A 13,590-nucleotide genomic window follows, 5' to 3' on the forward strand; every position below is an offset into this window, starting at 1 on the left:
CTATGTTAGTTTTGTGGCATGTTGGACCCCGATTTACTTCCGCTTCGCAATGACCAAGCCGTGGTGCTGCGAGCGATGCGCGCCGAGGACGCGCGCGCGTACGCCGAGGGGGCTGCCGATGCGTCAGTGCGCAAGTTCGCGCATCTTCCTGACACCCAGTACACCGAGGCGTCGGTTGTGGCGCTTATCCGCGGCGCGGTCAGTGAGGGTCTGAAACGCGGCGATCTTGCAGTACTTGCTATCGGCGAGCCCGCCACGGGCGAGTTCGCCGGGAGCCTCGTCCTGTTCAACATCGCCGCAGAGTCAGTGGAAGTCGGCTTCTGGATACACCCCGCGCACCGCGGCAAAGGACTTTCCGGTGCCGCCATCTCCCTTGCGCTGGTGCTCGCTCAGCGCAGCGGATTCACTCGGCTGACAGCACGCACAACGCCGGAGAACTTGGCATCTCAGCGCGTACTCGAACATGCAGGGTTCACGCGCGGATCGGAAGCGCGTGATCTGGCACCCTCTGGCGAAGCAGTCGTGCTGCTGCACTACTCACGCGAGATATGTGCGAACTCGCTGGTTCCGTTGGAGACCGAACGATTGCGCCTTCGGCTTCACGAACCTGAGGATTCGACCTGGCTACACCGCTTGTACTCGCAGGCCAGTGTCGTGCGCTACCTACTGGATGAACCGTGGAGTCACGATGTCGCCGTTGAACGGGTCAGCGAGCGACTCGCCAAGACCGACCTCGACACAGACGCCAACGCCCTAGCGCTCGTGATCGAACACGACGGAGAACCAATCGGAGACGTTCTCCTGTGGCTCGTCGACGCAGACCGCCGGGTCGCCGAGATCGGCTGGGTGCTCGATCCCATCCACAGCGGAGAAGGCTTCGCGCGCGAAGCCGTGCGCGCGGTATTGCAAGTCGCCTTCGATCACTATCATCTGCACCGCGTTGCTGCTCAGATGGATGCGCGCAACGCCGCTTCGGCGAAGCTCGCCGCAGCGGTTGGGATGCGTCACGAAGCGCATCTGCGCCAGGACTGGTGGAGCAAGGGCGAGTGGACCGACACTCTCGTCTTCGGGATGCTGGCCAGCGATCGGTAAACGACGCGAGCGCAGTCGCATGGCCGACGTAAGTCCTGGAGAATCGGTCGCGTACTTTAGGGGCATGTCAGGTGCTTCTGCTGCGGCTGCCGCCGCTGTAACGGAGACGCTCCGCTAGCGGCGGAACGTCTTCTCACTCTTCGTATCTCACGTTCCGTCGCTTGATCGTCGGTTCGGTGCGACGCATTTCGTCGCCCGATTCCTCCATCGAGCAACGGAGTTCCTGTGCCTTTTCGCATCTCTTCACCGCGGCCTGATCACATGTCAGCCGTTCGTTCCTGGGTAGTCCTCGTGTGTCTGTCCACCTTGCAGTTCTTCATCGCCGTCGATGTCACGGTGGTCAACGTGGCGTTGCCATCCATCGGCGATGATCTCGGCGTCGACCCGCGCGGACTGACATGGGTCGTCGTCGGATACACCATTACCGGCGGCGGTTTGCTGATGCTTGGCGGGCGTCTAGGCGATGTCTTCGGCCGTCGCCGTCTTCTCCTCATCGGCACCGCGATCTTCGGAGCGGCCTCGCTGATGGCGGGCTTTGCGGATACCTTCGCGCTGCTTGTTATCGCCAGACTGTTCCAAGGGGCGGGCGAAGCCCTCGCTCTGCCGGCTGCAATGGCAACCATCGTCCTGCTATTCCCCGAAGGAAAAGTCCGAGCGCGAGCATTGAGCGTCTGGGCCGCCGTTGCGAGCTGCGGTCTCGTCTTAGGGTTCGCGCTGTCGGGAATCATCACCGAGTATCTCGGCTGGCGATGGATCTTCCTGATCGCTGTTCCGTTCGTTCTGTTCGTGCTTGTCGCCTCGGTGATCCTGCTGCCGCGCGATCAGCCGCAAGCGCGCGCGCCACTGGACATCCTCGGGTCGATGTTGTTGACCGCCGCACCGCTGCTGTTCGCCTTCGCAGTGGTGGAGGCTGCCGAGAACTCCGGGGCGATGGCATGGCTATCACCCGCGGCCCTGATAGGCGCCTTGATCGCCGCCGTACTGTTCGTCAAGGTGGAACGCAGAGCCCCGAATCCGCTAGTTCCGCTCGCTTTCTTCCGCAACCGCACCCGGGTGCGGGCAAATCTTGCGACTGCGTTGCTGAGCGCCGCGCTCTCGACGTCATTCTTGCTTTTCACGTTCTATCTGCAGGACGAACTCGGCCTCACTCCGCTGGACGCCGGACTGCTTCTGCTGCCGCTTGCAGTGGCTTTGATCGCTGCCGTGACCGTCGTGCCCCGGCTCATGGGGCGTTGGGGAGCACGTGCCTGCATAATCGTGGGGTTACCGTCCGCAGCAGCAGGCATGATCGCGATTGCTGTGGTCGCACAACTTGAAGCCCCTGCTTGGTTCTTGCACCCGGCGATGCTCTTCATCGCCGCAGGCATGGGGTTCGGGATAGTTGGCTTGCAGTACGCGGCTGTCACAGGAGTAACCGACGATGATGCCGGCGTCGCATCTGGGGTGCAACGAGCCGCAGACCAGTTTGGTGGGTCTGCCGGTGTCACAGTCTATGTGGGATTGGGCTTTACTACGTCCATGCTCCACGGGATGTCCCCCTACGTGCTCAGCAGTGCGCTTGCGATCATCGGTCTCTGTGTTGCAGGTGTCGTCGTTCGACGGATCACGACCTCCGGCGAGAAGTCGAAAGCGGAGGGGTGCGATCGTAAGCCGACCTGCCGCTGCCTTGACGGGATATCTGGTGAATGACCTCAGCCACCTGGGCAGCCAGAAAGTTCGCCCCACCGACTGCTCGATCTCGTCGTCCCGTCGGCCGCAGATGCGGCCAACGGGTCCATGAGCTCGCCGGTTCGCGCCGCTGCCGGTCGACGCTCCTCAGGCGGCTGGATTGCTGCTGAGGCATTCGTGTGATGATGAGACCTCCGAAGCCAACGGCTGGTGCTCATGGGATTCTCAGTCGGACGTCGTGCACTGATGTCACCGCATCGCGGCGCCGAGCGAACAACTCACCATTACATTCACAGATGGGAGAACCGCCATGCAGGCGATCTTCAAGGAAATCGTTGCCGGCGACGAGGCGAGTGTTCGGGCGAGGATCGAAAAGAAGCCGGCGTTGGCCAACGCTGTCGCAACCGGGACGCCGAAGAAGTATGTGGGTCAGTCCGCGCTACAAGTCGCGACCCGAACGGGTCAGTTCGACATCGCGAGGCTGCTGCTGGATAACGGCGCCGATGCGCGTTTCGTCGACGTGACCGAACCCGGCGCATGGTCGAAGTCCGTTCTCCACGATGCGGCCGTGGCGGCGGTGATGAGGTCGCGCCGGTCGCGACGCACGTTCACTGCAGAATCGGAGCAGGTGTGGAAGGTCGCGGAGGTCGAGAAGCACGATGCGGCGTACCAGTTGCTGGCCGGCCTTATCGATGCCGGTGCCGACGCGACCGCCGAAGACTCCCTGGGGGCGACACCGCTCGGACGCGCGGTGCATTCAGCGCACGACGTCCTACCGAGACGCAATGACGAGCGGCCCGAACTGTCCAATGGACATCCGCTCACCCGGGAGCTTGTCGATGATCTGACGCGCATTTTTGCGCTCTTGATTCAGCACGGCGCCGATCCTCAGCAGGTCGAACCGCAGATGGGCAAGCCGCTGGCCGAGTTCTATCGACATGAACTCGTCGGGAAGTTCCTCATCGGGAACGTCGAACCCGACCCGATCCCGCAACCAGTCGCCGGATTGAGAGCCGCGCGACCACCCGTTTCCGGTGGCTGCGCTTACTAGGGATGGTGTCAGGGCTTCGGTGCGTCACGCATTGGGCCGCCATAGTGCATCTCGGCAGCTGCTTGCTGCTGAGCGACTGTAGTGACCGTCTGAGGATCCACGGGTTCGAACACTTCCACGACGTCCGGGGACTCAAATCGGTAAGCGACCTTGCCGCCGCCCTGGTCCCTGGCCATGCCGCTCGGCCACACGTCTTCCTGGGCTCCCGCGACTCCAATCAGCCATCCGTGCGGTTCCAGCTGCTCGCGCACCAAACACAACGCTTCGAACGCATCGTCGGCGATTGCGTCGATGATTCCCAGTGCAGGACCGGTGATCTGCACAGCCCAGCGATAATCCTCTGTCAGCGTCCATTCGACGACTGCTTCATCGACGATTCCCTCCCGAGCCACCTTGATGGTCTGCGGGCTCGTCAACCAGGGCGCCATGTGGGTCTTTCTTTCGTCAGGTGTGCGACGACCACCGGGCGTGTGGTGTGCGCGGTCGTCGCCAGTCGGTACGTGTGAGAATTCCATCCTCGCACGTTGCCGGGCTGTATCGCTGTCCGCGCCGCTCCCCACAATAAGCCGCTTGCGATTGCCGAGCAGTGAACCTCAGCCGAGGCGTCGCAAGGCCCGCAGGGAGGCTCTGGCGCAAACTCAGGTTTCGCTCTGCCGCGGTGGCTCCTCGAATCGCTGGCTCCCAAACCAAATGAAGCAGGGCCCGCCCTCGTACGGCGGTTTCAGGGGGTCGACGCAACACTGCTGTTAGTTGGTGGTGATTAGATCACGCAGACGCTCGGCTGGGGTATCCCAGCCGAGCGTTTTGCGTGGTCGGCCGTTGAGCTGCTGGGCGACGTGCTCGAGGTCGGCGGGGCTGTAGACGCTCAGATCGGTGCCTTTGGGGAAGTACTGCCGCAGCAGCCCGTTGGTGTTCTCGTTGGTGCCGCGCTGCCAAGGGCTGGCCGGGTCGCAGAAGTAGACCTGCATGTCGGTCGCCACGCTGATCTGCGTGTGCCGGGCCATCTCCGCCCCTTGATCCCAGGTCAGCGACCCGCGCAGGTGCGCAGGGAGGTCTTTCATCGCCGTGATGATCGCATCACGGACCTGCTCGGCGTCGTGCCCAGCGGGCAGGTGCAGCAGCATCGTGTAGCGGGTAGCGCGCTCGACGAGAGTGCTGATCGCGGTCTTGTTCTGCTCCCCGGTGATCAGATCACCTTCCCAGTGCCCAGGGACCGCACGGTCTTCGACCTCGGCGGGACGGTCGCTGATCATCACCATCGGGTCGATGAATCGCTGATACCGCGCCGTCGTCGCGTTGGAACAGGATTGGGCTCGAGGCCAGCTCCGGCGGTGTCAGCCGCAACGATCCCTGCTCGGCGGCGTCCACGATCATTCCGGTAATCGCCTCCCGATCCCGCATCGAGGCGAATCGCCATCCCATGAGTTGCCGGGAGGCTTCGGCGTGCAGGTTCCAGCGCCGCCAGGTCGAGCGCTTCTCACCGACCTCCCACACCACCACCTGAGCGACCTCAGCGATGAGGTCCAGCGGCACATCATCAGCACGCAGCACCGGAGGAGTTGCGTTGGGGGTTGCGGTGACCGTGCGCGCCCACCCGGTCGCGTCCGTGCCGAGGATCGCCCCGGCACGATTACGCCAGTTCTCGGTGAGCTCGGCCAGCGAGTGGACGTGCTTTTCGGGGCGGGTTGCGAGGGTTGCTTGCGCCCGCAACTTTAGGATCGCCGCCGCACTCGGCTGCTTGCCATGCTGCTGGACGTAGGCGTCGATGAGGCGATTCTTCTCCTCGTCGATCTGCCGCGCCCGCGTCGAAAACTCCACCACCAGGCTCTCCGGCACCGACGTGATCGCCCACGCCGGGTTGCGATCCCTGCCCATGTCGCGCGGCTCCCACGAGACACCGAACGTCCGCGTCATGTGGTCAGCGAAGACGGCCTCGTGGAGTTCGGAGAGCGCGACGACTGCGGCGTGGAGGGGGCGGCCGTCGAGGGATCGCCATTTGCCGTCTTGCGCGGTCTGGACCTTGTTGCTGATGACAACGTGCGTGTGCAGATGAGGGTCGCCAGCGCGGGAGTCGTAGTGATCGAACGCGGTAGCGATCACCCCGGTCACATCGACTTGGGCGGCGGCACCGTCGGGGCCGGTTGCACCGACACGGGTGGTTGCAACCTCTCGTTCGATGAATGCAATCACCTCCGCAACCGCCGCATGATGCGCATCCGCGATCAGAGCCTGCGTGCCCGCATCCGCAACCGCCCACAACACCGATGCCGACTTCGGAACGCTGAACGTGTAATCGAACCCCGCCACTGCACGACGTGTTGTGCGGGCGTTCTCCTCAGCCTCGATCTGCGCGACCTTCTCCCGTTTCTCAGCAGGGGCCAACGTCGGATCGAGAGCCGCGGTTCGGGTCTCGATGCGCTCGGAGACGGTGGCGTAGGACGGGTAGGCGCGACCCAACGGGTCGCCGGTGATCGGGTCGCGGCCCATGCCGACCAGGAGTTGAAGCTGCGCCTCCGAGACTTCCTCACCATTGACGATCCGGCCGCCACCAAGGGCAGGGAGGCCTGAGCCCATCCACCTGCCCGGTGGTGAACCCTTCTCCGCGTAATAACGAGTCAACGGGGTCGAGAGGGAACGGTCGCCATCGGCGGCAGCGACGGTACGCAGCAGGTACTTATAGCCGTCGCCAGCGCTCATCACGCGCATCGAAACCGTCACCGAAGTTCTCCTCTCGGAGCACAGGTGAGCTCGGTCCCGCAGGGTCAAATCAGAGTTGATTCGCGGGTCTTAAAACCTCATCTGCAAGACGCGTGGCAGCTCAAAGCTGGTTCCGGCGGAGCAGCGCAGGGTCATGCTTCGGCGCTGGCGGCCATATGGTGGCGATGCCCATTGGTGAGGGCATCGGCGGAGCGGTGTTCGTAGGGCTGCCAGATGACCGTCACGGCAATCAGCTCGCTCCTGTGACACGGGGCCGTAACCGGCGAGCGGGCTGGCTCTCACTAACCAGATGCAGAGCGTTGTCGGAAACCGATGAGTGCTGTGATGGCGGCGAGGGCGAGGCAGGCGGCGCCGATGCCGACGGCGATGTGGTGGCCGTCGAGGAAGGCTTGTTCGGCAACGTCCTGGTATTTGGGTCCGAGAGTGTCGATCACGGCTTGGATGTGGGCGCCGGCGACGTTCTGCGTCTGGTTCTCGGCGGTCGCGCGGAGTTCTGTCGGGAGGTGCTGGGCGGTAGTGCTCCACGCGGTGGTGGCTGCGGTGGCGCCGATACCGCCGAGGACGGCGAGGCCGACGGAAGTACCGACCTGGCCGGAGGCGTTGACCATCGCAGAGGCGGCACCGGAGACGCCTGCGGGTACTTCGCGCATGGCGACGTGGGTGACGCCGGGGACGAGGGTGCCGAACCCGGCGCCGGAGAGCACATACCCGGCGGCGGTCAGCGCGAAGGGCGTGGTGGTGTCGACGCTGCTGAGTAGGAGCAGGCCGACGGCCGCGACGAGGCACCCAGCGGCGACCACGCGGGCGGGTGGCTGGCGGCGGTCGATGAGGCCGGTGAGTTGGGCCATGAGCAGGAACGGGATGTTCATGAACAGCCAGGACAGTCCAGTGCGCAGCGCCGACCAGCCTTCGAGGTTCTGGTAGAGCAGGGTGACGTAGAACAGCACGCTGCTGAACGTGGTATAGCTGATGAGGTAGACGGCGGAGGCGCTGACGAAGCTGGGCGCTCGGAGCAAGCTGGGTGGGATCATCGGATGGGGCGCGCGTCGTTCCCACCACACGAGGACCGTCAGCAGCACGACACCGGTATTCAAAGGAACGAGCACAGGGATCGAGGTCCAGGCATGCCCGGAGGCATCCACCAGGCCAAGAGTGATCCCGACCAGCCCGAGCGCACTGGTGGTCACGCCGATGACATCGAGTCGGCCAGCGGCAGGAGAACACGATTGCGGGACGGCGACCAGGGTGAGCACGCTTGCGGCGACGGCGTCCCGAAGGATCTGCCAGAGTTGGTCGCCCTCGGACGGACGATCAAGCGGCGCGCGGGCGACATCCTCGCGTTCTTCGACCACCCCGGAACCAGCAACGGGCCGTCCGAGGCGATCAACGGCAGGCTCGGGCACCTCCGCGGCACCGCCCTGGGCTTCAGGAACCTGACCCACTACATCGCGAGGAGCTTGCTCGAGACCGGCGGGTTCAGGCCGCTGCTACACCCTCAAACACGATGAGCCCGTTATCTCCGGCCGCGACGATGAACACCGGGTGTGGGCGGTGAGCTTGCACAGGGTTCCGGGCGTCCAGTCCCGTCGATACCATGTACCAGCCAGCCCGGCTATCAACCCGTGTCGTGCGGATGTGGTAGCCGGGCCGATTCAGCGCGGGCCGCGGAAGCGGCTGACGCTGCGAGCTGACTCAGTGGAGAACCGCTGAGGCCGAGCCGACGATCGCCGCGATCTCGGGTGCCGCCCCGATTTCGGGTACGGCGAGGAAATCGGGGCGCTGGTAGGCAGGATTCGGATATTCGTAGTACCCCTTGCCGGACAGCAGTCCGAGGTGTCCCTTGTCGACGAAATGTTCCTTGACGTACTCGGCGTTGGAGAGCATATCGGCGTCGTCGTTCTTGTGACCCCAGTAGGACATCACGTTGTATGCGGTTGTCATTCCGACTACGTCGAACCAGCCCATCGGACCGAGGTTCGCGCCGCTCATCATGTAAGTTCGGTCGATGTCCTCGGGCGTCGCGATCCCCTTTGTCACGAGCGTCTGCGCCGCATTGAGCAGCGGGACGAACCAGGAGTTGAGGACATACCCGTTCTGCTCCTTGCGGAGCGGGATCGGCACCATCCCGATCTCGATTGCGAACTCGACGGCCTGCGTGATGGCGTCGCGCGAGGTTCCCTCGTGCGCCATGATCTCGGCGAGATTCATCTTCCAGATCTGGTTCGCGAAGTGCAGTGTCAGGAACTTCTCCGGTCGGCCTGTGTCGGCGGCGAAGTCGCTGGGCAGCAGCGTCGAGGTGTTGGTGGCGACGATCGTGCGCTCCGGGAGGAGCGGAGCCAGGCTGGTGTACAGCCCAGACTTGATCGACGGGACTTCCGGGACGGCTTCGATCACGAGGTCCGCATCCGCGACCGCGGACGCGAGGTCGGTCGTGTACGTCAGGCGCTGGCGAGCTGCGTCGATATCGGCCTCGCTGGCGCCGAGATCCGACTGATAGATGACGGCGTATCCGTCGAGCGCGATCTTGCTTCGCTCGAGCGCTTCTTCGGCGATGTCGTAGATGACGACGGTCTTGCCCTTGAACGCGCTGTGCCAGGCGACCTGGGCGCCGAGCACGCCGGAACCGAGCATCGTCAGTCGGTTGAGAGTGGACATGATTCGTTCTTCTTTCTTTTCTTATAGTGCCGAGCCGCCTGCTTGTGGCTGATGGATCGACGGGGTCAAGGGGTGAGCCGCCCTGCCTGGTAGGTGATTTGGGGACGGCCCACCCCGTGATTGTGGTTAGCTGCGCGCGAGCGTCGGGTAGTCGGTGTAGCCGGTGTCGTCGCCGCCGTAGAGCGTGGCCTGATCCACGTCGTTCAGCGGGGCGTCGGTCCGGAGCCGCTCGACGATGTCCGGGTTCGCGAGCGCGAACTGCCCCAGAGGGGCGATGTCGGCGAATCCAGCCTCGATGTCGTCGGCGATCTGCTCGCGACCACGTCCGTAGCGGACGACGAGGACCGAGTTCGGCCACAGGTCGCGGAGCGAGCGCAGCAACTCGTCGTCGCCGACGTGGAAGACATGCAGATAGACGAGGTCGAGCTTCGCGAGCTCACCGACCAAATACGTGTACTGAGCACGCACGTCGGCCGCCTCGCCCTCGTGGAGCCCGCCGAGGGGAATCGCCGGAGAGATCCGAATGCCCGTGCGGTCGGCGCCGATCTCGTCCGCGACGGCCCGCGCCACCTCGATCGCGAACCGCGCACGGTTCTCCACCGAGCCGCCGTACTCGTCGGTACGGGTGTTCGCGTTGGGCGCGAGGAACTGATGCGGCAGGAACCCGTTACCGGCATGGATCTCCACGCCGTCGGCACCAGCCGCGATCACAGACGCGGCAGCGTGGCGGAACTCGGCGATCACGTCCTGGATGTCCGAGACCGTGAGCTCCCGCGGGACCGGGGTCTGCTGCAGTCCCGTCGGAGTGAACATGTCCTGTTCCGCAGAGATTGCTGAGGGCGCCACGGGCTGTCGGTGGTGCGGCGTGTTGTCCGGATGCGACATGCGACCCGCGTGTGCCAGTTGGATGAAGAAGTGTCCGCCGGCGGTGTGCACGGCGTCCGTGACCGCCTTCCAACCCTCGACATGCTCGGGCGCGTAGATCCCGGGCGTGCTCAGGTAGCCCTGCCCGTCGTCGGACGGCTGGGTGCTTTCGGAGATCAGCAGGCCCAAGGATGCGCGCTGACTGTAGTACTCGGCGGCGAACTTGCCCGGTGTCCCGTCGGGATTCGCGCGGTTTCGGGTCATCGGCGACAGAGCGAGACGGTGACTGAGGTTGAGTCTGCCGAGCGTGTAGGGCTGCCAGATAGACGAAGAGGTCATTGCTTGAGTCATTCCTTTGCGGTTAGCGGGTTGTCATCACCCTCGGTGCGACACCAGGTCGTGTCGCGCCGTCGAGACCGACCCAGTCGAGGTCAGATCCATCCCGAAAGGTAATGACTACACTCGTAACTGAGGATACTCAGATTCTATTCCCGGAAGGTGACAGATGTTTTCGACCCCTTGCACCCTGCCGCTGAGAGCAGAGGACGTGCACGTACTGACGGCACCATCTTGGCGACGAACTGCTCGGGCTGCGGCCTTCACGATCGCCCAAGGCCGGGCGATCGTGAAGGGGGTGGAGTGGGGCCATCCGTTTCGCAGGCTTGACCTCGTTCTGAGGACAGGGTTTCGGATAGAGCTATGACGTCTCAAACCTCACGAAAAGTGCCATCGCGGTCCCGTCGAGCGGGTCGTGCCTTGCTCGGGGCTTTAGCCTCGGCGACACTAGCGTTGACAGCGTGCACGCCGGCTCCAGACGCCGAACCCGGCCCCGTCCCAGGCTCCTCGCTCGACCGCTTCTATGAGCAGGATGTGGCCTTCGAGCCCTGCGACGTTCTTGTGCCCGAAGCGGGGAGCGCGGTGAACGGCGAGTGTGGAACGATCGAGGTGCCACTGGACTACACCGACGTGTCAGGTGACAGCGGCCAGATCGCAATGTTCCGCGTTCCAGCTCGGAGCGAGGGCCCGATCGGTTCGTTGTTGTTGAATCCCGGTGGTCCCGGCTACCCCGGTATCGAGTTCGCGGCATCGGCCGCTGCGGCGTGGGCGAATAACCCGGTCACGGGGCGCTTCGACATCGTGGGATTCGACCCCCGCGGCACCGGCGCGACCGTTCCCGCGGTGGATTGCTTCACAGACGCCGAGCGGGAGGTAGACGCCACGGCGGCGAGCCAGCTCACCCGGCCGGATTCGCCGCCGCTCGTCGAAGCCTGCGCGGACAGCGTGGGCGGCGTCGATGTGCTGGCCCACCTGGGCACGCGTGACGTCGCGCGCGACCTGGACGTCATTCGGGCAGTTCTCGGTGACGAAAAGCTGACGTACGCCGGTGTAAGTTACGGCACTCGGCTTGGGGCGGTGTATGCGGAGATGTTCCCCCAGAACGTTCGTGCTCTCGTCCTGGACGGCGCGATGAACCCACGCACGGGAACTCTCGAACGTAGGCAAGACCAGTGGGCGGGCATGCAGCGCGCCTTCGATGAGTTGGCCGCGTTCTGTGTCGAGCAGGGGATTGCCCGCTTGGTGACGACATCGAGGGGACGACCGCCGCGTACCAGGCGCTCGTGCAGCCGCTTCAGGACGAGCCGGTTGCCGCCGGAGACGGCCGCGAGCTGACATTCGTCGCAGCGCACGATGGCGTCGTGACGGGGCTTTACTCTCAGGCCGTCTGGCCCGCTGTCGTCGCCGGTCTTCGTGAGCTCGCCGAAGGGCGCGGCGAGACCCTCCTCTCCCTGCGGGACCTCTATCATGGACGATCGCCAAACGGCTCCTACGACGATGCGGCGGAGGCGACGTCGGTGATTAACTGCCTCGACGAGGAACGGTTCAGTGGTGAGGATCAGGTGGAGCTCGTCGAGAAAGCCTTCGCCGCAGCTCCCATCTTCGATACAGGAAGACCCGTCGAGGCGGGCCCGGACTGGTGTGAGGGGTGGCCGGTCGAGCCGACACTCGGATACCCGTATGCCTCCGATATCGAAGGGCTTCCCGCAACACTGACCGTCTCCGTCACCGGAGACGCCCTCACCCCTCACGAAGGAGGGATCAGCCTCGCGGACACGCTCGGCGGCAGTCTCCTCACCGTCGAGGGTCAGCAGCACGGCGCGATCACGGCGGGAAACACCTGCGTCGACGCGATCGTCGCCGCCTACCTGATCGACCTCGAGTTGCCTGCAGAGGATGCGACTTGCCGCCTCTGACAACGAACGGTCCGATGCGGAGGCGTCATGGCATGGAGCACGCGTGAACTTGCCGAGCTGGCCGGCACGACCGAGAATACCGTGCGTCACTATCACCGGCTCGGGCTGCTGGAGGAGCCTGAGCGAAAGCTCAGCGGGTACAGGAAGTACGAAGTGCGACACCTGGTGAGCCTCCTGCGCATCCGACGACTCGCGGAGCTCGGTGTGCCGCTCTCTCGGATCGGCGACGTCAGCGCCGGTACCGACGGCGCGACGGCCGCCCTGCATGCACTCGACGCCGAGCTCCGACAGAGCATCGAACGTCAGCAGAAGGCTCGCGACGACATCGCCGCAATCCTTCGTGGTCATGCGCCCGCAGACGCTCCAGCGGGCTTCGAGACCGTGGCCTCTCGACTGTCAGAGCCAGATCGGTCGATGATCCACATCTACACGAAGCTGTACGACCAGGACGCGCTCGCGGACCTCCAGAAGATGGTGGAAGCCGACACCGACCCCGTCGGCGCGGAGATCGACAGCCTCCCGGCCGATGCCTCCGAGGAAACGAAGCAGCGTCTCGCCGAAGAGCTCGCACCGTTCCTCGCGCAGACCCTCCTCGACTACTCCTGGCTCCGAGATCCCGTCCCGCGCCTGTCGAAGACTGAGCATGTCACTCGGCAAACGATCATTGACGCAGCAGCCCAGCTCTAAAACCCGGCCCAGCTGGAAGTGTTCGCGCATGCGAGCATCCTGGCGCACGAGCAAGCCCATGACGTGCAGACAAGAGCGGATAGCCCGACTGGTGAATCATCGTCAAAGCTCTCCCCCTCCCGCGGATCATCTCCTCCATCGGACGTGGGCGTATGTCGCTGACAAGCCTCGGGGAGTGCAGACCGTCCTCGCGGCGACGGGGCCGACTCTGCGAAAGCCTCTGTTGGATCGACTCGTCGATCGAGGGGACCTCCGGATGCAGCACCCGTAAGACGCTCGGCATCATCGATACTGGCGTGCTCGAGTACGGCGGCAGCGGTCACCGTGACGTTCTCCTCGCTCAGGTCCGTGCCGTCCTGGTCGACGGTGCGGAGCCAATGCCTCGCGTGGCAGCCGTCGCGGCGCTCATCTACGGCAGCGGGAGGCTGCCCCAGTTTCACCGTGACATCCCGTGGACCGCTGCCGTGGTCGAGCGCGCGGAGAGCCTCAAGACGGGCAGCTCGGGCGCGGGAGCTGCCGCGGAAGCGGTGGCGTGCACCGTCACGGCCACGATCGTCAACAGCGTTGTGATGTCGACGGTCGTGCTGCCGCGCACCTGAGCGC

12 protein-coding genes and 2 pseudogenes are annotated in these 13,590 nt (G+C 64.6%); 8 read left to right on the forward strand and 6 right to left on the reverse strand.

What is annotated here, in order from left to right; all coding sequences use genetic code 11:
* The first annotated feature begins 18 nt into the window (after positions 1 to 18).
* From E1H16_RS16085 to E1H16_RS16095, 3 genes are all read left to right on the forward strand, one after another.
* Entirely contained in the window at positions 19 to 1,092 is a 1,074-nt protein-coding gene (locus tag E1H16_RS16085) for a GNAT family N-acetyltransferase (RefSeq protein ID WP_134324940.1), read from the forward strand.
* A gap of 261 nt (positions 1,093 to 1,353) precedes the next feature.
* Entirely contained in the window at positions 1,354 to 2,781 is a 1,428-nt protein-coding gene (locus E1H16_RS16090) for an MFS transporter (RefSeq protein WP_208379103.1), read from the forward strand.
* Between the two features lie 289 nt (positions 2,782 to 3,070).
* A complete protein-coding gene (locus E1H16_RS16095) occupies positions 3,071 to 3,811 on the forward strand; it encodes an ankyrin repeat domain-containing protein (protein WP_134324941.1) in 741 nt (246 codons plus the stop codon).
* An 8-nt stretch (positions 3,812 to 3,819) separates the two neighbouring features.
* Here the strand turns inward: E1H16_RS16095 and E1H16_RS16100 are convergent, their stop codons facing one another.
* The 4 genes and pseudogenes from E1H16_RS16100 to E1H16_RS16115 form a co-directional block, all read right to left on the reverse strand.
* Complete coding sequence (locus E1H16_RS16100) at positions 3,820 to 4,326, reverse strand: hypothetical protein (RefSeq protein WP_134324942.1); 507 nt, start codon at positions 4,324 to 4,326, stop codon at positions 3,820 to 3,822.
* Between the two features lie 231 nt (positions 4,327 to 4,557).
* Positions 4,558 to 5,094: pseudogene (locus tag E1H16_RS16105) on the reverse strand (IS30 family transposase); the annotation flags it as partial.
* Positions 5,003 to 6,517 carry a MobF family relaxase gene (gene mobF / locus E1H16_RS16110; RefSeq protein ID WP_341765378.1) on the reverse strand — a complete coding sequence of 505 codons (1,515 nt, stop codon included), beginning with the start codon at positions 6,515 to 6,517 and terminating at the stop codon, positions 5,003 to 5,005. The gene mobF and the pseudogene E1H16_RS16105, both read right to left, overlap by 92 nt.
* Before the next feature lie 293 nt (positions 6,518 to 6,810).
* Entirely contained in the window at positions 6,811 to 7,881 is a 1,071-nt protein-coding gene (locus E1H16_RS16115) for an MFS transporter (RefSeq protein ID WP_134324943.1), read from the reverse strand.
* On the opposite strand from E1H16_RS16115, the pseudogene E1H16_RS16120 reads away from it, so the two are divergent.
* A pseudogene (locus E1H16_RS16120) lies at positions 7,795 to 8,037 on the forward strand (transposase); the annotation flags it as partial. The gene E1H16_RS16115 and the pseudogene E1H16_RS16120 overlap by 87 nt on opposite strands.
* A 184-nt stretch (positions 8,038 to 8,221) precedes the next feature.
* Here the strand turns inward: E1H16_RS16120 and E1H16_RS16125 are convergent.
* Both E1H16_RS16125 and E1H16_RS16130 read right to left on the reverse strand, forming a co-directional pair.
* Positions 8,222 to 9,184: a 3-hydroxyacyl-CoA dehydrogenase gene (locus E1H16_RS16125; RefSeq protein ID WP_134324944.1), complete on the reverse strand. Its 963-nt coding sequence runs from the start codon at positions 9,182 to 9,184 to the stop codon at positions 8,222 to 8,224.
* 126 nt (positions 9,185 to 9,310) lie between these two features.
* On the reverse strand, positions 9,311 to 10,387 hold the full coding sequence (locus tag E1H16_RS16130) for an alkene reductase (RefSeq protein WP_134324945.1): 1,077 nt from the start codon (positions 10,385 to 10,387) through the stop codon (positions 9,311 to 9,313).
* Positions 10,388 to 10,918: 531 nt separating this feature from the next.
* Here E1H16_RS16130 and E1H16_RS18670 point away from each other — a divergent pair.
* The 4 genes from E1H16_RS18670 (at position 10,919) to E1H16_RS16145 (ending at position 13,586) form a co-directional block, all read left to right on the forward strand.
* Positions 10,919 to 11,719, forward strand: a complete 801-nt coding sequence (locus E1H16_RS18670) for an alpha/beta fold hydrolase (protein WP_208379105.1) — start codon at positions 10,919 to 10,921, stop codon at positions 11,717 to 11,719.
* 26 nt (positions 11,720 to 11,745) lie between these two features.
* Positions 11,746 to 12,300 (forward strand): alpha/beta hydrolase, encoded by a 555-nt coding sequence (locus tag E1H16_RS18675; RefSeq protein WP_208379106.1) that lies wholly within the window; start codon positions 11,746 to 11,748, stop codon positions 12,298 to 12,300.
* Positions 12,301 to 12,327: 27 nt separating this feature from the next.
* Positions 12,328 to 12,987 carry a MerR family transcriptional regulator gene (locus E1H16_RS16140; RefSeq protein ID WP_134324946.1) on the forward strand — a complete coding sequence of 220 codons (660 nt, stop codon included), beginning with the start codon at positions 12,328 to 12,330 and terminating at the stop codon, positions 12,985 to 12,987.
* Between the two features lie 152 nt (positions 12,988 to 13,139).
* Positions 13,140 to 13,586 (forward strand): GPP34 family phosphoprotein, encoded by a 447-nt coding sequence (locus tag E1H16_RS16145; protein ID WP_208379107.1) that lies wholly within the window; start codon positions 13,140 to 13,142, stop codon positions 13,584 to 13,586.
* Positions 13,587 to 13,590 lie beyond the last annotated feature (4 nt).

It is taken from the genome of Cumulibacter soli, from assembly GCF_004382795.1.
GTDB classification, from domain to species: Bacteria; Actinomycetota; Actinomycetes; order Mycobacteriales; family Antricoccaceae; genus Cumulibacter; species Cumulibacter soli.

Bases quoted from the DNA above. Each gene is read 5' to 3' on its own strand.
- mobF (WP_341765378.1), bottom strand. From the start codon at position 6,517: ATGCGCGTGATGAGCGCTGGCGACGGCTATAAGTACCTGCTGCGTACC.
- E1H16_RS16145 (WP_208379107.1), top strand. From the start codon at position 13,140: ATGTCGCTGACAAGCCTCGGGGAGTGCAGACCGTCCTCGCGGCGACGG.
- E1H16_RS16085 (WP_134324940.1), top strand. From the start codon at position 19: ATGTTGGACCCCGATTTACTTCCGCTTCGCAATGACCAAGCCGTGGTG.
- E1H16_RS16100 (WP_134324942.1), bottom strand. From the start codon at position 4,326: ATGGAATTCTCACACGTACCGACTGGCGACGACCGCGCACACCACACG.
- E1H16_RS16125 (WP_134324944.1), bottom strand. From the start codon at position 9,184: ATGTCCACTCTCAACCGACTGACGATGCTCGGTTCCGGCGTGCTCGGC.
- E1H16_RS16140 (WP_134324946.1), top strand. From the start codon at position 12,328: ATGGCATGGAGCACGCGTGAACTTGCCGAGCTGGCCGGCACGACCGAG.
- E1H16_RS16090 (WP_208379103.1), top strand. From the start codon at position 1,354: ATGTCAGCCGTTCGTTCCTGGGTAGTCCTCGTGTGTCTGTCCACCTTG.
- E1H16_RS16130 (WP_134324945.1), bottom strand. From the start codon at position 10,387: ATGACCTCTTCGTCTATCTGGCAGCCCTACACGCTCGGCAGACTCAAC.
- E1H16_RS16095 (WP_134324941.1), top strand. From the start codon at position 3,071: ATGCAGGCGATCTTCAAGGAAATCGTTGCCGGCGACGAGGCGAGTGTT.